This window comes from Pseudoxanthomonas suwonensis J47, from assembly GCF_000513955.1.
Classification (GTDB): Bacteria; Pseudomonadota; Gammaproteobacteria; order Xanthomonadales; family Xanthomonadaceae; genus Pseudoxanthomonas; species Pseudoxanthomonas suwonensis_C.
In genome coordinates, this window is record NZ_AZUZ01000022.1 from 1 (window position 1) to 23,416 (window position 23,416).

The 23,416-nt window shown below is 70.8% G+C and carries 25 protein-coding genes; 12 read left to right on the forward strand and 13 right to left on the reverse strand.

Annotation, left to right across the window (positions count from 1 at the left end; translation table 11 throughout):
- Positions 1 to 61: 61 nt before the first annotated feature.
- The 8 genes from M503_RS0107060 to M503_RS0107095 all read right to left on the reverse strand — a co-directional run bounded on the left by M503_RS0107060 (position 62) and on the right by M503_RS0107095 (position 7,869).
- The gene (locus tag M503_RS0107060) at positions 62 to 286 is read right to left on the reverse strand and encodes a YbdD/YjiX family protein (RefSeq protein WP_028918159.1); all 225 of its coding nucleotides are present in this window, start codon (positions 284 to 286) and stop codon (positions 62 to 64) included.
- Positions 287 to 296: 10 nt separating this feature from the next.
- Positions 297 to 2,384, reverse strand: a complete 2,088-nt coding sequence (locus M503_RS0107065; RefSeq protein ID WP_028928167.1) for a carbon starvation CstA family protein — start codon at positions 2,382 to 2,384, stop codon at positions 297 to 299.
- 142 nt (positions 2,385 to 2,526) lie between these two features.
- Entirely contained in the window at positions 2,527 to 3,540 is a 1,014-nt protein-coding gene (locus tag M503_RS0107070) for a magnesium and cobalt transport protein CorA (RefSeq protein WP_028919747.1), read from the reverse strand.
- 49 nt (positions 3,541 to 3,589) lie between these two features.
- Positions 3,590 to 4,804, reverse strand: coding sequence for a DUF4105 domain-containing protein (locus M503_RS0107075; protein ID WP_051414359.1), 1,215 nt, complete (start codon positions 4,802 to 4,804; stop codon positions 3,590 to 3,592).
- Positions 4,801 to 5,685, reverse strand: coding sequence for an HlyC/CorC family transporter (locus tag M503_RS0107080; RefSeq protein WP_024870404.1), 885 nt, complete (start codon positions 5,683 to 5,685; stop codon positions 4,801 to 4,803). Before M503_RS0107080 ends, M503_RS0107075 begins: the two co-directional genes overlap by 4 nt.
- A gap of 57 nt (positions 5,686 to 5,742) precedes the next feature.
- Positions 5,743 to 6,348 (reverse strand): hypothetical protein, encoded by a 606-nt coding sequence (locus M503_RS15890; RefSeq protein ID WP_028919745.1) that lies wholly within the window; start codon positions 6,346 to 6,348, stop codon positions 5,743 to 5,745.
- An 11-nt stretch (positions 6,349 to 6,359) separates the two neighbouring features.
- The gene (gene ybeY, locus M503_RS0107090; protein WP_028919744.1) at positions 6,360 to 6,842 is read right to left on the reverse strand and encodes an rRNA maturation RNase YbeY; all 483 of its coding nucleotides are present in this window, start codon (positions 6,840 to 6,842) and stop codon (positions 6,360 to 6,362) included.
- Positions 6,843 to 6,885: 43 nt separating this feature from the next.
- On the reverse strand, positions 6,886 to 7,869 hold the full coding sequence (locus M503_RS0107095) for a PhoH family protein (protein WP_028919743.1): 984 nt from the start codon (positions 7,867 to 7,869) through the stop codon (positions 6,886 to 6,888).
- A gap of 234 nt (positions 7,870 to 8,103) precedes the next feature.
- On the opposite strand from M503_RS0107095, the gene M503_RS0107100 reads away from it, so the two are divergent.
- From M503_RS0107100 to M503_RS0107115, 4 genes are read left to right on the forward strand one after another with little or no spacing between them, the layout of a single operon-like run.
- Positions 8,104 to 8,694 carry a TetR/AcrR family transcriptional regulator gene (locus M503_RS0107100; protein ID WP_231472340.1) on the forward strand — a complete coding sequence of 197 codons (591 nt, stop codon included), beginning with the start codon at positions 8,104 to 8,106 and terminating at the stop codon, positions 8,692 to 8,694.
- Between the two features lie 28 nt (positions 8,695 to 8,722).
- Positions 8,723 to 9,652 (forward strand): HlyD family secretion protein, encoded by a 930-nt coding sequence (locus M503_RS0107105; protein WP_051414372.1) that lies wholly within the window; start codon positions 8,723 to 8,725, stop codon positions 9,650 to 9,652.
- A gap of 40 nt (positions 9,653 to 9,692) precedes the next feature.
- Positions 9,693 to 10,616: an ABC transporter ATP-binding protein gene (locus M503_RS0107110; protein WP_028919740.1), complete on the forward strand. Its 924-nt coding sequence runs from the start codon at positions 9,693 to 9,695 to the stop codon at positions 10,614 to 10,616.
- The gene (locus tag M503_RS0107115; protein WP_028919739.1) at positions 10,613 to 11,719 is read left to right on the forward strand and encodes an ABC transporter permease; all 1,107 of its coding nucleotides are present in this window, start codon (positions 10,613 to 10,615) and stop codon (positions 11,717 to 11,719) included. The genes M503_RS0107110 and M503_RS0107115 overlap by 4 nt, the downstream gene beginning before the upstream one ends.
- A 245-nt stretch (positions 11,720 to 11,964) precedes the next feature.
- Here the strand turns inward: M503_RS0107115 and miaB are convergent, their stop codons facing one another.
- Positions 11,965 to 13,425 (reverse strand): tRNA (N6-isopentenyl adenosine(37)-C2)-methylthiotransferase MiaB, encoded by a 1,461-nt coding sequence (gene miaB, locus M503_RS0107120; protein ID WP_155951995.1) that lies wholly within the window; start codon positions 13,423 to 13,425, stop codon positions 11,965 to 11,967.
- Between the two features lie 136 nt (positions 13,426 to 13,561).
- Here miaB and M503_RS0107125 point away from each other — a divergent pair, with 136 nt between their 5' ends.
- The 6 genes from M503_RS0107125 (at position 13,562) to M503_RS0107150 (ending at position 18,559) form a co-directional block, all read left to right on the forward strand.
- Positions 13,562 to 14,482, forward strand: a complete 921-nt coding sequence (locus tag M503_RS0107125) for a lytic transglycosylase domain-containing protein (RefSeq protein WP_028919737.1) — start codon at positions 13,562 to 13,564, stop codon at positions 14,480 to 14,482.
- Positions 14,483 to 14,629: 147 nt separating this feature from the next.
- Positions 14,630 to 15,247, forward strand: a complete 618-nt coding sequence (gene petA / locus M503_RS0107130; protein WP_028919736.1) for a ubiquinol-cytochrome c reductase iron-sulfur subunit — start codon at positions 14,630 to 14,632, stop codon at positions 15,245 to 15,247.
- 3 nt (positions 15,248 to 15,250) lie between these two features.
- A complete protein-coding gene (locus M503_RS0107135; protein ID WP_024869858.1) occupies positions 15,251 to 16,510 on the forward strand; it encodes a cytochrome b in 1,260 nt (419 codons plus the stop codon).
- Positions 16,503 to 17,246 carry a cytochrome c1 gene (locus tag M503_RS0107140; protein WP_028919735.1) on the forward strand — a complete coding sequence of 248 codons (744 nt, stop codon included), beginning with the start codon at positions 16,503 to 16,505 and terminating at the stop codon, positions 17,244 to 17,246. Before M503_RS0107135 ends, M503_RS0107140 begins: the two co-directional genes overlap by 8 nt.
- 170 nt (positions 17,247 to 17,416) lie before the next feature.
- Positions 17,417 to 18,052, forward strand: coding sequence for a glutathione S-transferase N-terminal domain-containing protein (locus tag M503_RS0107145; RefSeq protein ID WP_028919734.1), 636 nt, complete (start codon positions 17,417 to 17,419; stop codon positions 18,050 to 18,052).
- A 48-nt stretch (positions 18,053 to 18,100) separates the two neighbouring features.
- Positions 18,101 to 18,559 (forward strand): ClpXP protease specificity-enhancing factor, encoded by a 459-nt coding sequence (locus M503_RS0107150; RefSeq protein WP_024869855.1) that lies wholly within the window; start codon positions 18,101 to 18,103, stop codon positions 18,557 to 18,559.
- A gap of 36 nt (positions 18,560 to 18,595) precedes the next feature.
- On the opposite strand, the gene M503_RS0107155 is transcribed toward M503_RS0107150, so the two are convergent.
- The 4 genes from M503_RS0107155 to M503_RS0107170 all read right to left on the reverse strand — a co-directional run bounded on the left by M503_RS0107155 (position 18,596) and on the right by M503_RS0107170 (position 21,641).
- A complete protein-coding gene (locus M503_RS0107155) occupies positions 18,596 to 18,940 on the reverse strand; it encodes a DUF3301 domain-containing protein (protein ID WP_028919733.1) in 345 nt (114 codons plus the stop codon).
- 56 nt (positions 18,941 to 18,996) lie between these two features.
- The gene (locus M503_RS15895; protein WP_081720967.1) at positions 18,997 to 20,313 is read right to left on the reverse strand and encodes a DUF2272 domain-containing protein; all 1,317 of its coding nucleotides are present in this window, start codon (positions 20,311 to 20,313) and stop codon (positions 18,997 to 18,999) included.
- Positions 20,314 to 20,500: 187 nt separating this feature from the next.
- Positions 20,501 to 21,367, reverse strand: coding sequence for a carboxylating nicotinate-nucleotide diphosphorylase (gene nadC, locus M503_RS0107165; protein WP_028919732.1), 867 nt, complete (start codon positions 21,365 to 21,367; stop codon positions 20,501 to 20,503).
- Positions 21,368 to 21,371: 4 nt separating this feature from the next.
- The gene (locus tag M503_RS0107170) at positions 21,372 to 21,641 is read right to left on the reverse strand and encodes a Trm112 family protein (protein WP_024869851.1); all 270 of its coding nucleotides are present in this window, start codon (positions 21,639 to 21,641) and stop codon (positions 21,372 to 21,374) included.
- A gap of 59 nt (positions 21,642 to 21,700) precedes the next feature.
- On the opposite strand from M503_RS0107170, the gene purE reads away from it, so the two are divergent.
- Both purE and M503_RS0107180 read left to right on the forward strand, forming a co-directional pair.
- Positions 21,701 to 22,225, forward strand: coding sequence for a 5-(carboxyamino)imidazole ribonucleotide mutase (gene purE, locus M503_RS0107175; RefSeq protein WP_028919731.1), 525 nt, complete (start codon positions 21,701 to 21,703; stop codon positions 22,223 to 22,225).
- A complete protein-coding gene (locus tag M503_RS0107180) occupies positions 22,222 to 23,370 on the forward strand; it encodes a 5-(carboxyamino)imidazole ribonucleotide synthase (protein WP_028919730.1) in 1,149 nt (382 codons plus the stop codon). Before purE ends, M503_RS0107180 begins: the two co-directional genes overlap by 4 nt.
- Positions 23,371 to 23,416: the final 46 nt, after the last annotated feature.

Genomic DNA, 23,416 nt, shown 5'->3' on the forward strand with positions numbered 1-23,416 from the left:
GTGCTGGCAAAAAGAAAGGCGAAGCTCGCGCTTCGCCTTTCCTGTTCCCTGGTCGGGAACCTCAGCAGCAGCGGAACCCGCTGCGGCCGCCGTAGCGGGCTTCCTGGCGTTCGCGGAAGAACGTCTTGTAGTCCATCGGCTCCCGGTCGGGGTGCTTCTCCAGCATGTGCCGGACGTAGTTGTCGTAGTCCGGGATGCCGCAGCAAAGCCGCGCGGTCTGCACCAGCCTCCGCCACACACGCTTGTGCGTGGCGAAGTGGTCGAGCGGAACGAGCTGGGTGCCCATGGCGACCTCCTTACAGCCAGGCCTTGACCTGGTCGTCGGCGAGCGGAACGAACGGGGTCTCGCGGTCGGTGCGTTCGGCCGTGCGGCGCGCCTTGAGGATGGAGCGCACCGAGTACACCAGGATGCTGAGGACCACGAACAGGAACAGCGCGGTCAGGGCGGCATTGATGTAGCTGTTCACCATGACCTGGCTCATCTGGCCCATGTTCTTGGCCGTGCCCAGCAGCTGCCCGTCGGCGATCGCCTGCTGGTACTTGCGGGCCTGGGCGATGAAGCCGACCGCCGGGTTGCCGTCGAAGATCTTGATCAGGCCGGCCCAGGTGGTGCAGATCAGCAGCCACACGGTCGGCACGATGGTGACCCAGGCGTAGCGGTCGCGCTTCATCTTGAACAGCACCACCGTGCACAGCAGCAGGGCGATGCCGGCCAGCATCTGGTTGGCGATGCCGAACAGCGGCCACAGGGTGTTGATGCCGCCCAGCGGGTCGACCACGCCCTGGTACAGGAAGTAGCCCCACAGCGCCACGCAGCCGGCGGTGCCGACCACGTTCGCGCCCCAGGACTCGGTGCGGCGCAGCGCCGGCACGAAGTTGCCCAGCAGGTCCTGCAGCATGAAGCGGCCAGAGCGGGTGCCCGCGTCCACCGCGGTGAGGATGAACAGCGCCTCGAACAGGATCGCGAAGTGGTACCAGAACGCCATCATCGCGTCGCCGCCGGGCAGGGCGTCGTGCAGGATCATGGCGATGCCGACCGCCAGGGTCGGCGCGCCGCCGGCGCGGGAGATGATGGTGTGCTCGCCGATGTTGCTGGCGGTCTGGGTCAGCATCTCCGGCGTGACCGCGAAGCCCCAGCTGCTGACCTTGGCGGCCACGTCCACCGCCTCGGTGCCGATCGCGGCGGCGGGGCTGTTCATGGCGAAGTACACGCCCGGCTCGATGATCGAGGCCGCGACCAGCGCCATGATCGCCACGAACGATTCCATCAGCATGCCGCCGTAGCCGATGTAGCGGGCGTGGTTCTCGTTGGCCAGCAGCTTGGGCGTGGTTCCCGAGCTGATCAGCGCGTGGAAGCCGGAGACGGCGCCGCAGGCGATGGTGATGAACAGGAACGGGAACAGGCCGCCCTTCCACACCGGGCCGTCGCCGCTGGCGGCGAACTGGGTCAGCGCCGGCATCTTCAGCGAGGTCACTTCCGGGCTGGCGATGAAGATGCCGATGGCCAGGGCGACGATCACGCCGATCTTGAGGAAGGTCGACAGGTAGTCGCGCGGGGCCAGCAGCAGCCACACCGGCAGCACCGCGGCGACGAAGCCGTAGCCGATCAGCATCCAGGTGATCTGCACGCCGGTGAAGGTGAAGGCCGGGCCCCAGGTCGGGTGCGCGCCGACCTTGCCGCCGAACCAGATCGCCAGCAGCAGCAGGACGATGCCGACCACCGAGATCTCGCCGATCCTGCCGGGGCGGATGTAGCGCATGTAGATGCCCATGAAGATCGCGATCGGCATGGTCGCGATCACCGTGAACATGCCCCACGGGCTCTCGGCCAGGGCCTTCACCACGATCATCGCCAGCACCGCCAGGATGATGATCATGATCATGAAGGCGCCGAACAGGGCGATGGTGCCGGGGACCGGCCCCATCTCTTCGCGCACCAGGTCGCCGAGCGAGCGGCCGTCGCGGCGGCTGGAGATGAACAGGACCATGAAGTCCTGCACCGCGCCGGCCAGGACCACGCCGGCGATCAGCCAGATCATGCCGGGCAGGTAGCCCATCTGCGCGGCCAGTACCGGGCCGACCAGCGGGCCGGCGCCGGCGATGGCGGCGAAGTGGTGGCCGAACAGCACGTGCTTGTTGGTGGGCACGTAGTCGAGGCCGTCGTTGTGGATGTGCGCGGGCGTGGCCCGGCGCGGATCCAGCCCCATCACGTTGCGGGCGATGTACAGACTGTAGTAGCGGTAGGCGACCAGGTAGATCGAGATCGCGGCGACCACGATCCACAGGGCGCTGATCGATTCGCCGCGGCGCAACGCCACGGTGCCCAGGCAGAACGCGCCGAGCAGCGCCAGCGCGGCCCAGGCGGCCTTGGAGAGTACTTTCATGGGAGCCGAACTCCGGCGATGGGGGGAAGGCAATCCCAAGGGTCTGCCGCGCGGCGTTACAGGTCAATCAACAACGCGCAGTGGATGCGCCCGACTTTGGTCCTATGTGCATTCGCAGCAAAATGTGCCTGCGCGAACTGCGTCACAGCCAGCGTGCGCGCTTGAACGCCACGTACAGCCCCGCGCAGATGCCCGCTACCACCACGATCAGCAGCGGATAGGCGATTTTCGGCTGCAATTCCGGCATGTGCGCGAAGTTCATGCCGTACCAGCTGGTGACCAGGGTGGGCACGGCCAGCAGCGCCGCCCACGCGCCGAGCCGCCGCACCGTCTCGCCCTGGGCCACGGTCACCAGCGACAGGTTCACGCTCAGCGCGGTGCCGAGCATGTCGCGCAGGGTGTCGATGGTGTCGTTGATGCGCAGGACGTGGTCGTGCACGTCGCGCAGGTAGAGTCGCGCCTCCTCGCGCACCAGCTGGCCCTGCGCGGCCTGGCTGCGCATCAGCTGCGCCAGCACGTCCTGCAGCGGCGATACCGCCACCCGCATGTAGGTGAGGTCGCGCTTGAGGTCGTACAGCCGCATCACGATCGCGCGGCGGTAGGTGTCGGAGAAGATGTCGTGTTCCAGCCGCTGCAGGGTCTGGCGGTGCTCGTCGACGATCGGTGCGTAGTTGTCGACGATGAAGTCGAGCACCGCGTACAGGGCCATGGCCGGTCCCAGCCGCAGCAGTTCCGGCTCGCGCTCCAGGCGCGCGCGGGCCGCCGCGTAGGACAGCGAGGCGTCGTGGCGCACGGTCAGCAGGAAGCGCAGGCCGAGGAAGGCGTGGGTCTCGCCGTAGCGGATCTCGCCCTCGACCATCTGCGCGGTGTGCACGGCCACGAACAGGGTATCGCCGTAGGCCTCCACCTTCGGGCGCTGGTGGGCGTTGCGCGCGTCCTCCACCGCCAGCGGGTGCAGGCCAAGCTCCTCCTGTAGCTGGTCGAGGACTGCTTCCGGCGGTTCGTACAGGCCGACCCAGGCGAAGCCCGGTGCGTCGCTGGCGAGCTTCTCGCCCAGCTGGTCCAGCGGCAGGTCCTCGCGCCGGCCGTCGCCGTCGTACCAGACGCAGTTGATGACACAGACGGGATTGGAGGCGGCGGTGGCGGCATTGTCCATGCGCCGCATCCTGCGCCCGGGGTTCGACTGCCGGCAAGGCCGGCGTCCTTCACCTCTGCGGCGAAGTCCGGCCGAGGGCCAGTGCCAGCGCCGCATGCAGCGGCAGGAACAGGCCGATCCACGGCAGGTTGTACTGCGGCTGCAGGCTCAGCCACTGCAGGATCCAGCCCAGCAGCGCCAGTGCCGCCACCGCGACCAGCACGATGCGGAACATGCGGCCCGGTGTGCGTCCGCGCAGCAGGGCGATGGCGCCGGGCAGCAGCAGCAGGCACAGCGGGCTGAGCAGGAACAGATTGCGGTTGGCCCAGCCGGCCTGGTGCGCGGTGCCCAGCCAGAGGAAGGCCATCAATGCGCCGGCCAGGCCGCACAGCAGCCACAGCGGCAGGGCCAGGCCGGCGAGCAGGCGCGGGCGCCGGCGCAGGGCCAGCACGCCGGCGGCCAGGACGATGCCGGCCAGCGCCCACGGCCACCAGCGGCGCGGCGCTTCCGCCGGTTCCGGGGCGATGCGGTGCGGCAGTACCGGCTCTTCGGCGAGGACGAGCGGACGCCCCGCGGTGTTGCGCGCCTCGCGCAGGCTGTCGGCCAGGCGCATCGGCACGAAGGCTTCCTCCCAGCGCGACAGCGCACGGTCGGCGTACGGACCCAGGCCGAGGTCGAAGCCCAGCCACATCCACGGCGCCGGCCGCGCCAGCCGCACCGCCTCGCTGCGGTAGGTGTTGCCGCGCGAGCGTCCGGCCAGCTGCGCCTTCAGCGCGCCGCCCATCGCCGTGTCCAGCGCGTCGCGCACCTGGGTGGCGCAGTTGGCGGTGAAGTAGTCGTAGCGGTAGCGCGAGTTCTCGGGACGGGCGCGTTCGGCCAGCGCGTCGGCCAGCGCACGCGCCTGCCCGGGCTCCAGGTCCAGCCACTGCACGTCGACGCCGCGGCCGGTCGCCTGGTAGTGCGCCAGGTCCTGCTCCACCGGCAGCGCGACCAGGTGGTACATCATCTCGCCGCGGATGAAGCGGCCGATGAAGTCCGCTTCGGTCGGGTCGAAGAAGCCGAAGTTGTACGAGGTCGCCGCGCCGGTTTCCGGGTCGACCACCACGATCGCGTCGTGGCCGAAGCGTTCGAAGAACACCTCGCCAGGCTGCATGGTGAGGATGCCGATCCGCGGCGGCGCGGCCGCCAGGGCGGGCAGGGCCAGCAGCGCGAGCAGCAGCGCCACCAGCAGCGATGCCAGGGCCGGCAACGCGCGCGCGCGCCGGTGGCGGGGGCTGGCGGTCACCAGTCGCCGTCCTCCGGCTGCGGTGCCAGCACCGCGACCTGGAAGGCGCGCACGCGCCGCGCGTCGGCGCGGATCACGCGGAACTGGAAGCGGTCGAGGGTCAGTTCCTCGCCGACTTCCGGCAGGTGGCCGATGGCCTCGGTGACCAGGCCGCCGATGGTGTCGTACTCGTCGTCGGACAGGGTCGCGCCGAAGCGTTCGTTGAAGTCGCCGATCGGGGTGAGCGCGTCGACCACGAACTGGCCGTCGGCCTGCGCGGCGATCAGCGCGCTGGCGTCCTCCGCCTCGTCATGCTCGTCGTCGATCTCGCCGACGATCTGCTCCAGCACGTCCTCGATCGTGACCAGGCCGGCGACGCCGCCGTACTCGTCGACCACGATCGCCATGTGGTTGCGCGAGAGCCGGAACTCCTTGAGCAGGAGGTTGAGCTTCTTCGATTCGGGGATCAGCACCGCCGGGCGCAGCAGCGCGTGGATGTCGCCGGGGCCGTTGTCGGCGACCACGCCGCGCAGCAGGTCCTTGGCCAGGAGGATGCCAAGGATCTCGTCGCGGTCCTCGCCGTGCACCGGGAAGCGCGAGTGGCCGGACTCGACCACCTGTTTCATCAGGTCCAGGAAGCGGGCGTTGGCCGGCAGCGACACCATCTGCGAGCGCGAGACCATCACGTCGCCCACGGTGAGCTGGGACACCGACAGCGCGCCTTCCATCATGCGCAGGGTGTCGGCGTCGATGAGGCCGTCGTCCTGCGCGCCGCGCAGGATCGCGATCAGGTCCTCGCGTGTGTCGGGTTCGCCGGAGAACGCGGAACTGATCCGCTCCAGCCATGAGCGCCGGCGTTCGTGCGGTTCCGGCGCGCTGCGACTACTGTCGTCTTCAGACATTCGTTGGAGGATTACGCTGGGAAAGCGGGCGCCCGGGAAACGGGCGTGGCAGGGAGTCTAGCGTGGAACGGCGGGCGCGGGCGAGGGCACGGCCACGGTGGCCGGGGCCGGCTCGTCCGCGGGCTCCTCCGCCTCCTCGGGCGGGTCCAGGCTGTAGCTGCAGCCGGCCAGGGTCTTGCCGGGGTGGGAATCCACGTTGGAGACGTTGATCACCGCCGAATCGATCCAGCCGCGGCTGCCGTCCGGCCCGGTGGCCTCCTGGGCGCGCACTTCGCGGCCGAACAGGGCCTTTTCCGGCGTATCCACGCCCGTTTCCAGCTGCAGTTCGCGGGCCAGGACGCGCGGGTCGGCCAGGTCCAGCACCGCCACCACGCCGTCGCCGGCGAAGGCGATGTGGTCGCTGCTGTGGCCGAACACCGTCACCGGCGCGTTCAGCCGGTACTCGATCATGAACGGGTTGGCCTGCGGCAGCGGCCGCCAGCCCAGCGCCACCGCCGCCAGCGGATCGCGCAGCACCGGCTGGTAGGCCATGAAATCCCCGTGGCCCAGGCGGCATTCGATCAGCGCCGCCAGGTAGGGCAGGGCGGCGTCGGGGGCCTGCTCCGCGGCCGCCAGCGGCAGCGGCAGCGCGAGCGACAGCGCCAGCGGTGCCAGGAAGCGCAGGCGCATCGCGCTCAGCGCTCCGCGTAGGGATCGGGCAGGCCGAGTTCGGCCAGCACCTCGCGTTCGAGCTGCTCCATGGCCTCGGCCTCCTTGTCGTCCTCGTGGTCCCAGCCGAGCAGGTGCAGGGTGCCGTGCACGGTGAGGTGGGCGTAGTGCGCGGCCAGCGCCTTGCCCTGTTCGCGCGCCTCGCGCGCCACCACCGGCGCGCAGATCACCAGGTCGCCCAGCAGCGGGAACTTCACGCCCTTGGGCAGGCCTTCCGGCAGTGCGGCCGGGAAGCTCAGCACGTTGGTCGCGTAGTCCTTGCCGCGGTAGTGGCGGTTGAGGGCCTGGCCCTCGGGCGCGTCGACGATGCGGATCGCCAGGTCGGCCTCGCGGATGCGGCCCTTCAGCGCGGCGGCCACCCACTTGCGGAAGCTCACTGCCGACGGCACGCCGGCGCGCGGCACGGCATAGCTGACGGCGACGTCCAGGCTCACGGGTCCACGGGTCATGGTGCGTACTCTCGCCGCGGGGAGGCGGCACGTGCGGGGTGGATCATGCCGGTCCGGTCTCCCTGTCCTGGGCGTCGCGGCGGTCGTAGGCGCTGACGATGCGCGCCACCAGCGGATGGCGGACCACGTCGCGCGATTCGAAGAAGGTGAAGCTCACGCCTTCGACGTCGCGCAGCACCTCGATCGCGTCCTTGAGGCCGGACTTCACGTGCTTCGGCAGGTCGATCTGGGTCATGTCGCCGGTGACCACGGCGGTGGAGCCGAAGCCCAGCCGGGTCAGGAACATCTTCATCTGCTCGATGGTGGTGTTCTGGGCCTCGTCGAGGATCACGAAGGCGTCGTTGAGGGTGCGGCCGCGCATGTAGGCCAGCGGCGCGATCTCGATGACGTTCTTCTCCAGCAGCTTGACCACCTTTTCCACGCCCAGCATCTCGTACAGCGCGTCGTAGAGCGGGCGCAGGTAGGGGTCGACCTTCTGGGTCAGGTCGCCGGGCAGGAAGCCGAGCTTCTCGCCGGCCTCCACTGCCGGGCGCACCAGCACCAGGCGCTGCACGCGCGATTCGTTCAGCGCGTCCACCGCCATGGCCACGGCCAGGAAGGTCTTGCCGGTACCGGCCGGGCCGATGCCGAAGTTGATGTCGTGGGTGGCGATCGAGTGCAGGTAGCGGGCCTGGTTGGCGCCGCGGCCGCGGATGGTGCCGCGGCGCACCTTCACCGACACCTCCTGTGGCTGGTAACCGGTGTCGTCCAGGCGGTCCACGTTGGCCTGGTTCAGGCGCAGGTGGATGGCATGGCTGTCGAAGGTGGTATCGCCGGCTTCGTCGTAGAGCGCCCGCAGCAGGTGCTCGGCGCTGGCGACCGCCTGCTCCGGGCCACTGACCCGGAAAACGTTGCCACGGTTGGCGATTTCCACGCCAAGGCGCAGTTCGATCTGGCGCAGGTGGCCGTCGAACGGGCCGGCCAGGTTGGCCAGGCGTTCGCTATCGGCCGGCTCGAGGGTAAAGTCGCGCTGGGAGGAAGCAGGCATGTGACGCACGCAATGGGTCGTGCGGTGTTGGAAGCAGGGAAGCAGAGGGTAGCGCGGCACCCGCCACGCCACCAGCGAATCGACCGTCAGGGTACGGTTGTAACCGATTATACGGAGATTTAATATCCACTGATGCCGCGCACGCCACGTCCTGCCGGTTCCAAGCCCGCGGCCCCCCGCGCTCCGCGTACGAGGGGACGACCGACCGGCGAGGCTCCCGGACTGCGCCCACGGTTGCTCGACGCGGCCCTGGCCCGCTATGCGAGCCAGGGCATCGCCGCCACCAAGCTGCGCGACATCGCCCGCGAGGCAGGGGCGACCCCGGCCCTGCTGCACTACTACTTCGGCGACGGCAAGCACCTGCTGGAGGCCGTGATCGAGGAACGCATCCTGCCGGCGATCATGCCGATGCGGGACGCGGTGGTTGCTGCCGGGGACGACATCACCGCCGCGGTCGCGGCCTTCGTCAACGGCATGAGCGACACCATCGAGAAGCACCCCTGGGTGCCGGCGCTGTGGGTGCGCGAGGTGCTCAGCGAGGGTGGTGCGCTGACTTCCGTGCTCAACGACGAGTCCGTGCGGCCGATCGTGTCGCTGATGGCCTCGCGCTTCGCCGCCGCGCAGGCCCGTGGCGAGGTGAGCGCGGCGCTGGACCCGCGGCTGCTGGAACTGTCGCTGGTGTCGCTGACCTTCTTCCCCCACGCCGGCGCGCCGTTGTGGCGCCAGCTGCTCGACGCGCGTGGCCTGGGCAAGGCGGACCTGTGCCGGCACACGCTGGAACTGCTGCAGCACGGCTTCCGCGCGGAACCGCGCAACGGTGGATAAGCCGGCACGCCGCGCCTGCCTGGCGGCGATGCTGGCCCTGCTGTCGGTGGCCGGTTGCCGCGGCAACGCGCCGCAGGCGCTGGGCACGATCGAGCGCGACCGCATCACCCTGCCGGCGCAGGTGTCCGAGCGCATCGTCGAGGTGAAGGTGCGCGAAGGGCAGCCGGTGAAGGCCGGCGAGGTGCTGCTGCGCCTGGACCGGACCCGCACCCGGGCCCAGCTCGAGGTCGCCCGCGCGCAGGCCCGCCAGGCCGCGCAGGCCCTGGCGGAACTGCAGGCCGGCCCCCGTGGCGAGGAGATCGGGCGCGCCCGCGCCGCCCTGGCCGCGGCCGAGGCCCAGGCCGCCGATGCCGAGGCCTACCGCAGGCGGCTGTCCCCGCTGGGCGAGCGGCGCCTGGTTTCGGCCGCCGAAGTGGATCGGGCCAAGGCCGCCGCCTCCAGCGCCCGTGCGCAGGTGGAATCGGCGCGCCAGGCGCTGCTGGAACTGGAGCGCGGCACCCGCGGCGAACAGCTGGCCCAGGCCGCCGCCGCGCTGTCGGCCGCCGAAGCGCACGTGGCGGACCTGGCCGCGCTGCTCGAGGAACTGGACGTCACCGCACCGCGCGACGGCCTCGTCGACAGCCTCCCGTACCGGCTTGGCGACCGTGCCCCGGCCGGCGCACCGCTGGCGGTGCTGCTGGTAGGCGAGGCGCCGCATGCGCGCGTCTACGTGCCCGAACCGCTGCGCGCCCGCATCGCGGTTGGCCAGGCGGCCCGCGTGCGGGTGGAGGGCGCGGACACCGGGTATCGGGGCCGCGTGCGCATGATCCGCAGCGAACCGGCCTTCACCCCGTACTACGCCTTGACCGGCCGTGATGCCGCCCGCCTGAGCTACCTGGCCGAAGTCGAGCTCGACGCCTCGGCGGCGGCGCTGCCCGTGGGCCTGCCGGCGCGGGTGGAGTTCGATGCGGCCGACTGAGCCGGGTGCGCCCCTCGGGGCGCCGGAAGCGGACGCGGCGATCCGCGCCCGTGGCCTGACCCGCCGCTTCGGCGACCTGGTGGCCGTGGACCACGTCGACCTCGACGTGCCCCGGCGCCACGTCTACGGCTTCCTCGGCCCGAACGGTTCGGGCAAGTCGACCACCATCCGCATGCTCTGCGGCCTGCTCACGCCCAGCGAAGGCCAGATCGAGGTGCTGGGCCTGCGCGTGCCGGAGCAGGCCGAGGCGCTGCGCGGGCGGATCGGCTACATGACCCAGAAGTTCTCGCTGTTCGAGGACCTCACCGTGCGCGAGAACCTGGAGTTCCTCGCCGCGGTGCAGGGGCTGCCGCGGGCGCGCGCGGCGCGGCGCATCGACGAGCTGGTCGCACAGTACCACTTCGGGAACCGGCAGAAGCAGCTGGCCGGCACGCTCAGCGGCGGCCAGAAGCAGCGCCTGGCGCTGGCCGGCGCGGTGATCCAGGAGCCGGAACTGCTGTTCCTGGACGAGCCGACCAGCGCGGTCGACCCGGAGTCGCGCCGCGACTTCTGGGAAAAGCTCTTCGAGCTGGCCGACGCCGGCACCACCCTGCTGGTGTCCACCCACTACATGGACGAGGCCGAACGCTGCCATCGCCTGGCGATCCTCGACCGCGGCGTGCTGGTCGCCGACGGCTCGCCGGCCGAACTCACCGGCGCGCTGGCCGGGCGCACGCTGGCTGTGGCGGCGCATGATCCCCGCCGGGCCAAGCGCGCGCTGGAGCCGGTGCCCGGCGTGGCCAGCGTGGCCCAGGTCGGCAATACGCTGCGCGTGCTGCTGGAGGATGGCGAGGCGGTCGACGGCGCGCGTCAGGCGCTGCGCGGCGCCGGGCTGGACGCGCGCGTGGAGCTGGCCACGCCCAGCCTCGAGGACGTCTTCGTCGCCGCGACGCGCAGCCGCCCGCTGGAAGAGGCGCGGCCATGAGCGGGCGGCGGCTGTGGGCGGTGATGCTCAAGGAGCTGCGGCAGATGCGCCGCGACCGCATCACCCTGGCGATGATCGTGGCGATCCCGGTGATGCAGCTGCTGCTGTTCGGCTACGCGATCAACACCAACCTGCGCGACCTGCCCGCGGGCATCGCCGACCAGGCGAATACCGCGGCCTCGCGCGCGCTGGTGATGGACATCGTCGCCACCAGCGTGGTGCGGCCGGTCGCGTTCGTCGAAACGCCCGCGCAGCTGATGGCGGCGATCCGCCGCGGCGAATACGGCATCGGCATCGCCATCCCGCCGGACTTCGAGCGGCGCCGCGCCGAAGGCCGTGCGCAGGTACAGGTGCTGGTCGACGGCAGCGACAACGCCATGCAGAGCGCGGCGGTGCAGCTGGCGCAGGTGCCGGTGCAGGACGGAGTGGCGACGGCTTCGCCAGCGACGCGCAGGCTGGCCGAGCAGGCGATCTCGGTGGTGGCGTTCTTCAACCCGGAGCGGCGTTCGGCGGTGAACATCGTGCCGGGACTGATCGGGGTGATCCTGACCATGACCATGGTGCTGTTCACCGGCGTGTCGATCGTGCGCGAACGCGAGCGCGGCAACATGGAACTGCTGATCGCCACGCCGGTCAGTCGCGCCGAGCTGATGACCGGCAAGGTGGCGCCGTACATCGTCATCGGCCTGCTGCAGACCACGCTGGTGCTGCTGCTGGGCATGTGGCTGTTCCAGGTGCCGCTCAACGGCAGCCTGCTGCATGTGTACCTGGCGGCGCTGCTGTTGATCGTGGCCAACCTGACCCTGGGGCTGCTGATCTCGACGCGGGCCAGGTCGCAGTTCCAGGCGATGCAGATGACCTTCTTCGTGTTCCTGCCGTCGATCCTGCTGTCGGGCTTCATGTTCCCGTTCGCGGGCATGCCGGTGGCGGTGCAGTGGCTGGCCGAGGTCCTGCCGCTGACGCATTTCCTGCGCCTGGTGCGCGGCATCATGCTGCGCGGCGCCAGCCTGTGGGACCTGTGGCCGGACGTGCTGGCGCTGGTCGCTTTCACCACGGTGATGATGACCGCGGCGATCCTGCAGTTCCGCAAGCGGCTGGATTGAGGAGGCGTTGCGTCCGCGGCATTGGTGATGGCGGAAAGCCGAAAGCGAAAAGCGGGTGCGTAGGCTTCGGACGCGGAACCGCGCGATGCGGCATACCCCCGCGCTGCCGCGGCTCCGTCCGAAGCCGATCCCCCAGACGCCGTTGCTGTTGCTGTTGCGGTTGCAGTTGCTGCTGCTGCTGCTGCCGTTAGGGTCGCTGCGCTTGCAACTGCAGCCGGTTTGCCCGGACGGGAGAGCGCGCACTCTTACGCCGCGGCGTCCCCGTCGCGCACGGCCACGCGGCCGCGGAGGGAGTTGGTCAGGGCTTCGGTGATCACCACGTCGACGAACTGGCCGACCAGGCGCGGATGGCCCGGGAAGTTCACCGAACGCATGTTCTCGGTCTTGCCGGTCAGCTCGTTCGGGTTCTTCTTCGACGGCCCTTCCACCAGTACCGTCTGCACCGTGCCGACCATCGCCTGCGAGATCCTCGCCGCGTTGGCGTTGATCGCCGCCTGCAGCCGCTCCAGGCGCGCGTGCTTGACCGCGTCGGGCGTGTCGTCCTGCAGGTCCGCCGCCGGCGTGCCCGGACGGCGCGAATAGATGAAGGAAAAGCTCTGGTCGAAGCCCACGTCCTCGATCAGCTTCATGGTCTTCTCGAAGTCCGCGTCGGTCTCACCGGGGAAGCCGACGATGAAGTCCGAGGAGATCGAGATGTCCGGGCGCACCGCGCGCAGCTTGCGGATCTTCTGCTTGAACTCCAGCGCCGTGTAGCCGCGCTTCATCGCGCTGAGGATGCGGTCGCTGCCGGCCTGCACCGGCAGGTGCAGGTAGTTGGCCAGCTGCGGCACGTCGCGGTACGCCTCCACCAGCGAGTCGGAGAACTCCAGCGGGTGCGAGGTGGTGAAGCGGATCCGGCCGATGCCCTCGATCTGGGCGATGGTGCGGATCAGCAGGCCCAGGTCGGCGACTTCCTCCGTATCCGGGCCCATCGGCCCGCGGTAGGCGTTGACGTTCTGGCCCAGCAGGTTGATCTCGCGCACGCCCTGCGCCGCCAGCTGCGCCACCTCGACCAGCACGTCCTCGAACGGACGGCTGACCTCGGTGCCGCGGGTGTAGGGCACCACGCAGAACGAGCAGTACTTCGAGCAGCCTTCCATGATCGAGACGAAGGCGCTCGGCCCTTCGGCGCGCGGCTCCGGCAGGCGGTCGAACTTCTCGATCTCCGGGAAGGAGATGTCCACCTGCGGCCGGTTCTGCTCGCGGCGGGCGCGGATCAGCTCCGGCAGGCGGTGCAGGGTCTGCGGGCCGAACACCAGGTCGACGTACGGCGCGCGCTTGACGATGGCCTCGCCTTCCTGGGAGGCCACGCAGCCGCCGACGCCGATGATCACCTCGCGGCCCTGGCCCTTGAGCGCCTTCCAGCGGCCGAGCTGGCTGAACACCTTCTCCTGGGCCTTCTCGCGGATCGAACAGGTGTTGACCAGGACGACGTCGGCCTCTTCCGGGTTGTCGGTCAGCTCCAGGCCCTCGTGTTCAGCCAGCACGTCGGCCATGCGCGCCGAGTCGTACTCGTTCATCTGGCAGCCGTGGGTCTTGATGAAGAGCTTGCCGCGGGCGCCACCCGGGATCGGGCGCGGGCCGGCGGACGGCAGCGGGACCAGGGCGGGAGCGGGGGAGGCGGGCGCGATGGCGGCGTCCGGAGCGGTGTCCGGCGAGGCGGTCATCCCGGTCATGGCGGTTATTCCAGGCGGGTAGGAAGCCGGATAGTTTAGCCGGGACGGGGCCGGGCTGGCCTCCGGGAGGTGCCCGGGGCGGGCGGGCCGCTTGGCAAGGCCGCGTGAAGCCGGGATACTCCGCGCCATGAAGGGGAGCCTGGGGATCGCCGGCGGACTGCTGCTGGCACTGGCCGCCATGCCGGCCGGTGCGGCGACGCTGTACCGCTGCGTCGGCGAGGACGGGGTCGCCAGCTACGTCAACCGCAAGATCCCGGGCACCCAGTGCCGGGTCTTCCAGCACTACGTCCCCGAGCGCAAGGGCAGCCGGCCCAAGGTCGCCTCCGCCCCCGCCAGCCAGGCCCCGAGGGTCGTGCCGGCGAGTGCGGCGGGGACGGCGCCGACCATGGTGCCCGCCGCCGCCCGCAGCGACGCCATCGTCCCGGCGCCCCTGCCGGCCGCCAGTGCCCCGGCTGCCGGGGCGGCGCCACGGCGACGCGTCCAGGGCCAGGTCTACGCCTACGTGAAGGACGGCGTGCCGCACTACACCAGCCGGCCGCCGGCCGGCGGTGCCGGCGGCGTGCGCACGATCGCCTACAGCTACATGGAGACCTGCTACGCCTGCGCGGTCAACCCGGGCGTCAGCTTCGCCACCGTGCGCCTCAACACCAGCGCCTACCAGGCCGAGATCGCCGCCGCGGCGCGCGAGTTCGGGGTGGAGGAAGCGGTCGTGCGCGCGATCATCCATGCCGAGTCGGCGTTCAACCCGACCGCGCTGTCGCACGCCGGGGCGCAGGGGCTGATGCAGCTGATGCCGGCCACGGCGCAGCGTTTCGGCGTGGCCGACAGCTTCGACGCCGGCCAGAACATCCGCGGCGGGGTCCAGTACCTGGCCTGGCTGCTCAAGCGCTTCAACGGCGACCTGACCCTCGCCGCCGCCGGCTACAACGCCGGCGAGGGCGCGGTGGACCGCTACCGGGGCGTGCCGCCCTACAGCGAGACCCAGCGCTACGTGCAGCGGGTCGCGGTGCTCGCCGAGCGCTACCGCGGCGTGCTGGCCGCGCGCTGATGCCCATGGACGGACATGCTGGCGCCATTGTCGGCCTGTTAAGCGTTCCGTTACACTTCCCCGTCTTTTGCGTCCGGACGTTCCGCTCTTGGACCGTCCGCGCCGCAGGCAGCCAACGCTACCAGCAGAAGATTTTCGGAGTGCCGGATGGCCAACGATGAGGTCCACAAGCCCGTGAACACGGGCCGACGCCGGTTCCTGACCGCCACCACCGTAGCGGTGGGCGCAGTCGGAGCTGGTTTCGCCGCAGTGCCGTTCATCAAGTCGTGGAACCCGAGCGCGAGGGCCAAGCTGGCCGGCGCACCGGTGACCGCCGACATCAGCGCCCTCCAGGAGGGCCAGCGACTGATCCTGGAGTGGCGCGGCCAGCCGATCTGGATCGTCAAGCGCTCCAAGGCCGTGCTCGACGCGCTGCCGACCCTCGACGGCCGCCTGCGCGACCCGAAGTCGGACAACGCCGACCAGCAGCCGGAGTACGTGCGCCAGGCCAACCCGCAGCTGCGCTCGCTCAAGCCGGAGATCTCGGTCCTGGTCGGCCTGTGCACCCATCTGGGCTGCTCGCCGGAAATGGCCGCCGAAATCCGCCCCGAGCCGTTCGATCCGGAGTGGAAGGGCGGTTACTTCTGCCCCTGCCACAAGTCGCGCTTCGACATGGCCGGGCGCGTGTTCCAGGGCGTGCCGGCGCCGACCAACCTGGTCGTGCCGCCGCACCACTACGCCGACGACAACACGATCGTCATCGGCGTCGATCCGCAGGGGGCGTAAGCGATGGCGAACATCATCACCCGCACCGTCGAAGGCGTGATGGGCTGGGTCAACGACCGCGCCCCGGCGCTGGCGCCGATGTACCGGAAGCACATGTCCGAGTACTACGCGCCGAAGAACTTCAACATCTGGTACATCTTCGGCGTGCTGTCGATGGTGGTGCTGGTCAACCAGCTGGTGACCGGCATCTTCCTGACCATGCACTACAAGCCGAGCGCGGCCGAGGCCTTCGCCTCGGTCGAGTACATCATGCGCGACGTGGAGTGGGGCTGGCTGATCCGGTACATGCACAGCACCGGCGCCTCGCTGTTCTTCATCGTCGTCTACCTGCACATGTTCCGCGGCCTGATGTACGGCTCGTACCAGAAGCCGCGCGAGCTGGTGTGGATCCTCGGCATGCTGATCTACCTGGTGCTGATGGCCGAGGCCTTCATGGGCTACGTGCTGCCGTGGGGCCAGATGTCGTTCTGGGGCGCCAAGGTGATCATCTCGCTGTTCGGCGCGATCCCGGTGATCGGCCAGGGCCTGACCGAGTGGATCATGGGCGACTACCTGCCGTCCGACGCCACCCTGGGCCGCTTCTTCGCCCTGCACGTGATCGCCCTGCCGCTGGTCCTGCTGCTGCTGGTGGTCCTGCACCTGGGCGCGCTGCACGAGGTCGGCTCGAACAACCCGGACGGCGTGGAGATCAAGAAGGGCCCGAAGGGCAACCGCTGGTCGCCCACCGCCCCGGCCGACGGCGTGCCGTTCCATCCGTACTACACGGTGAAGGACACCTTCTACGTGTTCGCGATGATGGTCATCGCCGCCTTCATCATCTTCTTCGCCCCGGCGTTCGGCGGCTGGTTCCTCGAGCACGACAACTTCACCGAGGCCAACAAGCTGGTCACCCCGGAGCACATCAAGCCGGTGTGGTACTACACGCCCTTCTACGCGATGCTGCGCGTGGTCCCCGACAAGCTCGGCGGCGTGCTGGTGATGTTCGGCGCGATCGCGATCCTGTTCGCCCTGCCGTGGCTGGACCGCTCCAAGGCCAAGTCCTACCGCTACCGCGGCTGGCTGTCGTGGGTGCTGCTGCTGGGCTTCGCCTTCAGCTTCGTCTGGCTGGGCAAGATCGGCGCGGGCCCCGGCACCGACCCGGTGGAGACCATCGTCGGCCGCGTGCTGACCGTCTACTACTTCCTTTTCTTCCTGACCATGCCGCTGTGGACCAAGCTGGACAAGACCAAGCCGGTGCCGGAACGGGTGACGACGCATGACTAAGAAGTGGATTGCCCTGCTGGCCTCTGCCGCCGCCGGCCTGCTGTTCTCCGCCGCCGCGCTCGCCGCCTCGGGCGGCAACCTGCAGCAGGCGGGCAACGACCTGTCCGACAAGGCTTCGCTGCAGCGCGGCGCCGCGCTGTACATGAACTACTGCTCGGGCTGCCATTCGCTGAAGTTCCTGCGCTACTCGCGCATGGGCGACGACCTGGGCCTGACCGAAGAAGAGGTGATGCAGAACCTCAACTTCACCGGCGCCAAGTACGGCGAGCAGATCCAGGTGGCCATGCGCGACGCGGACGGCACCGAGTGGTTCGGCAAGATGCCGCCGGACCTGAGCCTGATCTCGCGCGTGCGCGGCAGCAACTGGATCTACACCTACCTCAAGTCGTTCTACCTGGACGAGTCGCGTCCGCTGGGCTGGAACAACCAGCTGTTCCCGAACGTGTCCATGCCCAACCCGCTGTGGGAGCTGCAGGGCCTGCAGCACGCCGAGTTCGGCGCGCCGGACGAAGCGGGCGAGCGCCATCCGGAGCGACTGGTGGTGACCTCCGCCGGCCAGCTGTCGGCGGTGGAGTTCGACCAGGCGGTGCGCGACATCACCAACTTCCTCGAGTACGCCGGCGAGCCGGCCGCGCTCAAGCGCCAGGCGATCGGCGTGTGGGTGATCCTGTTCCTGGTCGCGCTGTCGTTCCTGGCCTACCTGCTCAAGCAGGAATACTGGTCGGACGTGCACTGATCCAACGGCGCCGCGCCCGGGATGGGCGCGGCCCGCCCCCGGAAAGGGGCCATACGGCCTTGCGCTTTTCAGTCGTGGGCCTGCACACTCGGGGGAAGGAGGCGACTGCCGGCGAGGGGCCTGGCAGCGCCGCAAGCGGCCGGCGGATTCCGGCCGTCTCGGAGGCCTAGATGGCAGCGAGCGTGCGCATGCGCAATACCCTGACGTTGTTCTCGTCCGTCGATGACGTGCTCTGTCATCGGGTCCGCCTGGTCCTGGCGGCCAAGGGCGTGACCTACGACCTGGTCCCGGTCGACGCGCAGAATCCGCCCGAGGACCTCATCCACCTCAACCCCTACCACTCGGTGCCGACCCTGGTCGAGCGCGAGCTGGTGCTGTACGCCGCCTCGGTGGTGAGCGAGTACCTCGACGAACGTTACCCGCATCCGCCGCTGATGCCGGTCGATCCGCTTTCGCGCGCGCGCCTGCGCCTGGCGATGCTGCGCATCGAGCACGACTGGGTGCCGCAGGTGCAGGCGATCCAGCTGGGCAACAGGCAGCAGGCCGAGGCCGGCCGCAAGCGCCTGCGCGAGCTGCTGACCGAATCGCTGCCGCTGTTCCGCGCCAGCAAGTTCTTCCTCAATCCCGAAATGAGCCTGGCCGACTGCGCGATGGCGCCGATCATCTGGCGCCTGCAGGCGCTGGACGTGCCGCTGCCGAAGGACGGCAAGCCGATCGAGGATTACGGCAACCGCATCTTCCGCAACCCGGGCTTCCTGCGCAGCCTCACCGACCAGGAAAAGAAGCTGCGCGAGTTGCCGGCCTGACCGGCGGCCTTCGCGGCGGAAAACGCCGCGGAGGCGTAGACTGTACGCATGAGCGACGACGTCCCGCGCATGACCAGCTACCGCCCGTACCTGCTGCGGGCGCTGACCGAGTGGATCAACGACAACGGCATGACCCCGCACATCCTCGTGGATGCCGGGGTGCCGGGCGTGCGTGTGCCGCCGGGTGCGGTGCGCGAGGGCAAGGTCGTGCTCAACATCGCCGACCGCGCCGTGGTCGGCCTGCACATGGACAACGAGTGGATCGGCTTCACCGCGCGCTTCGGCGGGGTGAGCCAGCCGGTCAGCGTGCCGGTGGGCGCGGTGCTGGCCGTGTACGCGCGGGAGACCGGGCAGGGCATGGTCCTGCCGGAGGAAAGCGCCGGTGCGCCGGAGCCGCCGGAAGACCATGACGGCCACCACGACGGCCACGACGGCGACGACCATCCGCCGGAAACCCCGCCGGAACCGCCCGCGGGCAAGCGCCCGCACCTGCGGGTGGTGAAGTAAGCCGGGAAGCCCGCCGCGCCGTCCGCGGCGACGTCGCTACTGCCCGCCGTCGCGCGGCGTGAACGGCAGGACCCGCCCGCCCTGCGCCGGTCCGGTGAACGAGACCAGACGCTCGCCGCGCAGCACCATGCGCCCGACGTGGCGTTCGATGCCGTCCTCCGAGTAGTCGAAGCGGAAGCTGCGCTCCAGCCCCAGCCAGCCGTCCTCGCGGCGGTACAGGCGCACGCCGGTGCCGTGCACGCTGTGGTCGAGCCACTGCACATTGGCGGCGGCGCAGGCATCGCGGCCGAGCGCCTCGGCGCGTTCGGCGGCCGCGCGCGAGGCGTTCCACCACGCGGCGATGGCCGCACCGGCAATCATCAACAGGATCAGGCTGGGCATGCGCGAACTTTAGCCGAAGCATGCAGCCCACGATGCGCGGCGTCGCGTCGGCGCGCTCAGCCGCCTGGCGGTGGCGTGGTCGCGGGTTGTGGCTGCGGCGAGGTGGTTTGCGGCGTGGCCGGCACAGGCGTGGGTGCAGGCGTGGCGGGCGGAGTCGCGGAAGACGCCGGCGGGATCCCGGACGGCTGTGCTGCCGGCGCGGCGACCGGAACCGGCGCAGGTGCGACGCTGTTCGCCGGCTGGACGGAGGCCGGTGGACCCGGCGTTCCCGCTGGCGTGGCGGCGGCATTCGACGGTGCCGCGCCGGCCGCGGGCGTGTAGGTCGACACGGGCGCGACGGCCCGCACGCCGCCAGGCAGCTGCGCCTGCGGCTTGAGCTTCAGCAGCGCCACCCAGTCGCGCCGGTTGAAGCTGCACGCCGAAGGATTGCCCGGCCGGCAGGCCGCGGGAACGATGTCGTCGCTGGGCGCCATGCTGCTGGTGGCGGCGGCCACCGATGTCGCCGCGGCCGGCGCCGCCGCACTGGCGTCGGTGACAGGCTGCCCCGCGACGGCCTCCGGTCCGCGCAACGCGCCTTCGGCCGCGGCCTGCAACGGGCCGGGCAGCAGGCGCCCCGACGCATCCAGCGGCAGCTTGCGCATCATCACCGTGTTGAGCACGTTGCCGCCGATCAGGTACAGCGTGCGGTCGCCGCCGACGTTCGCCGCGACCACGATGTCGCAATGCGAGCGCACCGGCAGTGGCGCCTGGCCGGACAGGGCCTGGCGCAGTCCTTCCGGGCCGCGGCCCTGGTCGTCCGCGCGCAGGAAGCAGAGCAGGTCGCCCGGCGTGGGGCGGCCGGTGAACGGATCCGCGTAGAGGTAGGGACTGCCGGCAGGGTCGCGCCAGGCGCGGGCGATGTAGTCCATGTGCCGCGGGGAGCCATGGAAGCCCGGCAGCGGTGCGCGCGCCATCACCCACGAGATGAACGCCGCCGACCATGGGTTGTCGGCGATGAAGGCGCGGCAGTCGTTGTCGGTGGCGCGCACCCCGCCGGGGTAGATGCAGCTGTTGGCACCGGCGCTGGAGGCCATCGGGTAGAGCGTGCCGCTGTCGCGCCAGTAGCGGGCCACGCGCTGCCAGGCCGGGGTGATGCCATCGGCCAGGGCCGAGCTTTCCGACTCGGTCACGCCCAGCCAGGCCAGGCGCCCGTCGGCCTCGATGAAGGGGCGCGTCCACAGCCGGTGCTCCTCGCAGGCGGTGCGGACGATCGCCGCGGCGGCCGGTTCGATGCCGAAACGTGGCGGCAGGTCGCACACCTCCACGCCCGCGGCGGCGGCAGGCGCGGAGGGCAGGGCGAGGGCGAGCAGGGCGAGTGCGTGGTGCTTGCGCATGACGGGTCCTTCCCTGGGTGCGGAACGAGCTTAGCCGCCGGCGGTGGATGGGTCGTGATCGTGCCGGCAATGACGGCGGAAAACGCAAGGCGCGGCGGTGCGGGGCCAGCGGGTAACGGTTGCCGGCGTGCGCGCCGGATCCGCGCGCGGCATTGCGGCGCGAGGAAGGTGCGGCACGGCCGGCGGCCTATGCCGGCGGCGCGCCCAGCTTCATCGACAGGTCGATCGCGCGTACGTGCTTGGTCAGCGCGCCGATCGAGATGAAGTCCACGCCGTCCTCGGCGATCGCGCGCAGGCCGGCCAGCTCCACGCTGCCGGAAACCTCCAGCGGGATCTGTCCGTCGAACGGCGCCGCGCGGGCGATGCGTACCGCCTCGCGACGCTCTTCGGGGCCGAAGTCGTCGACCAGGATGCGGTCGCAGCCGCAGGACAGGGCTTCGCGCAGCTGCTCCAGCGTCTCCACCTCCACGACCAGCGGCAACCCGGGCTGGGCCGCGCGCGCCGCGGCGATCGCGGCGGATACCGAGCCGGCGACGCGGATGTGGTTTTCCTTGAGCATCACCGTGTCAAACAGGCCGATGCGGTGGTTGGCGCCGCCGCCGGCGCGGACCGCGTACTTCTGCGCCAGGCGCAGGCCGGGCAGGGTCTTGCGCGTGTCCAGGATCGTCGCGCCGGTACCGCGCACCGCCTCCACGTAGGTGGCGGTGGTGGTGGCCGTGCCGGAGAGGGTCTGCATGAAGTTGAGCGAGGTGCGCTCGGCGCTGACCAGGGCGCGGCTGCGACCTTCGAGCACGGCCAGCACGGTGCCGGCCTCGACGCGGTCGCCGTCGGCGACGCGCCATTCGATGCGCACCTGCGGGTCCAGTTCGCGGTGGCAGGCCTCGAACCACGGCGCGCCGGCGACGACCGCCGGCTCCTTGCACAGCAGGCAGGCGCGCTCGGGCACGTCGGGGAGCAGGGCGGCGGTGATGTCGCCGCTGCCGAGGTCCTCCTGCAGCGCCCGCCGCACGTCGGCCAGGATCGCGTCCCGGGGCGGCGGAACCGGCGCGGCCACCGGCTCAGCCCGCCGGGAAGTCGGCCACCTGCGAGGTGGCCAGCGATTCCTCGACCAGCAGCACCGGGATGCCGTCGTCGACGCGGAACACCTGGCGGCGGTCGCGGCTGACCAGGGCTTCGCGCAGCGGTTCGACCTGCACGCTGCCGTCGCCGCGTTTGACCTGGCCGGCGGCGATGGCGCGGTTGAGCGCTTCCAGGCCGCGTGCTTCCAGCAGCGCCAGCGGCTGGCGGGTATCGGGCGAGCACAGGAGATCGAGCAGCTTGCGGTCCATGGGCGGGAACGGTTCGCGGGGAAGACGGCTAGAATACGGCCTTGCCACCGAGGACGGCCATGCCAGCCCAGCCCAACCCGCCCGCGGCCCAGTCCGCTCCACCCCTCGTCGGCGTCGTGATGGGGTCCCGTTCCGACTGGGAAACCATGCAGCACGCCGTGCAGAAGCTCGACGCCTTGGGCGTGCCGTACGAGGTCAAGGTCGTGTCCGCGCACCGCACCCCGGACGTGCTGTTCGAGTACGCCGCCGCCGCGAAGGCGCGCGGCCTGCGCGCGATCATCGCCGGCGCCGGCGGCGCCGCCCACCTGCCGGGCATGCTCGCCGCCAAGACCGCGGTGCCGGTGCTGGGCGTGCCGGTGCAGAGCAAGGCCCTCAACGGCATGGATTCGCTGCTGTCGATCGTGCAGATGCCGGCCGGCATCCCGGTCGCCACCTTCGCCATCGGCAACGCCGGCGCCGCCAACGCCGGCCTGTTCGCGGCCGCCCTGCTGGCCGCCGACCATCCGCACATCGGCGAGGCGCTGGAGCAGTTCCGCCAGCGCCAGACCGACGACGTGCTCGCCCACGACGACCCCCGGCAATGACCACCGCAGGCATCCTCGGAGGCGGGCAGCTGGCCCGCATGCTGGCGCTTTCCGGCGCGCCGCTGGGCCTGCGCTTCCTGGTCATGGACACCGTGGCCGACGCCTGCGCCGGCCAGTTCGCGCCGCTGCTGGTCGGCGACTACCGCGACGAGGCCGCGCTGGCCGAGTTCGCCTCGAAGGTCGACGTGGCCACGTTCGACTTCGAGAACGTGCCGGCCGAGAGCGCCGAATGGCTGTCGGCGCGGGTGCCGGTGTTCCCGAACCCGCGCGCGCTGGCCGTCGCCCAGGACCGGCTGGCCGAGAAGACCCTGTTCCGCGAACTGGACATCCCGGTGCCGCAGTTCGCGACGGTGTCCAGCCGCGAGGAGCTGGACGCGGCGCTGGCCATCGTAGGCGTGCCGTGCATCCTCAAGACCCGCCGGCTCGGCTATGACGGCAAGGGCCAGTTCCGCATCCGCGCGCTGGCCGATGCCGACCTGGCCTGGGACGCGCTGGGCGCGCAGGCCGGCAAGGTCGGCCTGATCCTGGAAGCCTTCGTTCCGTTCGAGCGGGAAGTGAGCGTAGTCGCCGTGCGCGGCCGCGACGGCGAGTTCCGCACCTGGCCGCTGACCGAGAACTGGCACGTCGATGGCGTGCTGTCGGCCAGCCTGGCGCCGGCGCGGACCGATGCGGCGCTGGCGGACACCGCCACCGCCTACGCGCGGCGCCTGGCCGAACGGCTGGACTACGTCGGCGTGTTCGCGCTGGAACTGTTCTGCCGCGATGGCCGGCTGCTGGCCAACGAGCTGGCGCCGCGCGTGCACAACTCCGGCCACTGGACCATCGAGGGTGCCGAGACCTCGCAGTTCGAGAACCACCTGCGCGCCGTGCTGGGCATGCCGCTGGGCAGCACCGCGATGCGCGGCCATGCCTGCATGCTCAACTGGATCGGCGCCATGCCCGATGCCAGCGCCGTGCTGGGCGAGCCCGGCGGTCACTGGCACGACTACGGCAAGGAACCGCGCGCCGGGCGCAAGGTCGGCCACGCCACCCTGCGCAGCGACGATGCGGCGGGCCTCGCCGGCGCGCTGGGGCGGGTGGGGAAGAAGCTGGGCCGCGAGGACCAGGTCGCGCCGGTGATCAAGGCGCTGCACGGCGACGCGTAAGCGGGGCCGACAGCCGGAACGGTGCGCGCGGCGCCCTGGCGCGCGC

Excerpts from the sequence above, each read along its gene's own strand:
- M503_RS0107060 (WP_028918159.1), bottom strand. The coding sequence starts at position 286 with ATGGGCACCCAGCTCGTTCCGCTCGACCACTTCGCCACGCACAAGCGT.
- M503_RS0107065 (WP_028928167.1), bottom strand. The coding sequence starts at position 2,384 with ATGAAAGTACTCTCCAAGGCCGCCTGGGCCGCGCTGGCGCTGCTCGGC.
- M503_RS0107070 (WP_028919747.1), bottom strand. The coding sequence starts at position 3,540 with ATGGACAATGCCGCCACCGCCGCCTCCAATCCCGTCTGTGTCATCAAC.
- M503_RS0107080 (WP_024870404.1), bottom strand. The coding sequence starts at position 5,685 with ATGTCTGAAGACGACAGTAGTCGCAGCGCGCCGGAACCGCACGAACGC.
- ybeY (WP_028919744.1), bottom strand. The coding sequence starts at position 6,842 with ATGACCCGTGGACCCGTGAGCCTGGACGTCGCCGTCAGCTATGCCGTG.
- M503_RS0107095 (WP_028919743.1), bottom strand. The coding sequence starts at position 7,869 with ATGCCTGCTTCCTCCCAGCGCGACTTTACCCTCGAGCCGGCCGATAGC.
- M503_RS0107105 (WP_051414372.1), top strand. The coding sequence starts at position 8,723 with ATGCTGGCCCTGCTGTCGGTGGCCGGTTGCCGCGGCAACGCGCCGCAG.
- M503_RS0107115 (WP_028919739.1), top strand. The coding sequence starts at position 10,613 with ATGAGCGGGCGGCGGCTGTGGGCGGTGATGCTCAAGGAGCTGCGGCAG.
- miaB (WP_155951995.1), bottom strand. The coding sequence starts at position 13,425 with ATGACCGCCTCGCCGGACACCGCTCCGGACGCCGCCATCGCGCCCGCC.
- M503_RS0107125 (WP_028919737.1), top strand. The coding sequence starts at position 13,562 with ATGAAGGGGAGCCTGGGGATCGCCGGCGGACTGCTGCTGGCACTGGCC.
- petA (WP_028919736.1), top strand. The coding sequence starts at position 14,630 with ATGGCCAACGATGAGGTCCACAAGCCCGTGAACACGGGCCGACGCCGG.
- M503_RS0107135 (WP_024869858.1), top strand. The coding sequence starts at position 15,251 with ATGGCGAACATCATCACCCGCACCGTCGAAGGCGTGATGGGCTGGGTC.
- M503_RS0107140 (WP_028919735.1), top strand. The coding sequence starts at position 16,503 with ATGACTAAGAAGTGGATTGCCCTGCTGGCCTCTGCCGCCGCCGGCCTG.
- M503_RS0107145 (WP_028919734.1), top strand. The coding sequence starts at position 17,417 with ATGGCAGCGAGCGTGCGCATGCGCAATACCCTGACGTTGTTCTCGTCC.
- M503_RS0107150 (WP_024869855.1), top strand. The coding sequence starts at position 18,101 with ATGAGCGACGACGTCCCGCGCATGACCAGCTACCGCCCGTACCTGCTG.
- M503_RS0107155 (WP_028919733.1), bottom strand. The coding sequence starts at position 18,940 with ATGCCCAGCCTGATCCTGTTGATGATTGCCGGTGCGGCCATCGCCGCG.
- M503_RS15895 (WP_081720967.1), bottom strand. The coding sequence starts at position 20,313 with ATGCGCAAGCACCACGCACTCGCCCTGCTCGCCCTCGCCCTGCCCTCC.
- M503_RS0107170 (WP_024869851.1), bottom strand. The coding sequence starts at position 21,641 with ATGGACCGCAAGCTGCTCGATCTCCTGTGCTCGCCCGATACCCGCCAG.
- purE (WP_028919731.1), top strand. The coding sequence starts at position 21,701 with ATGCCAGCCCAGCCCAACCCGCCCGCGGCCCAGTCCGCTCCACCCCTC.
- M503_RS0107180 (WP_028919730.1), top strand. The coding sequence starts at position 22,222 with ATGACCACCGCAGGCATCCTCGGAGGCGGGCAGCTGGCCCGCATGCTG.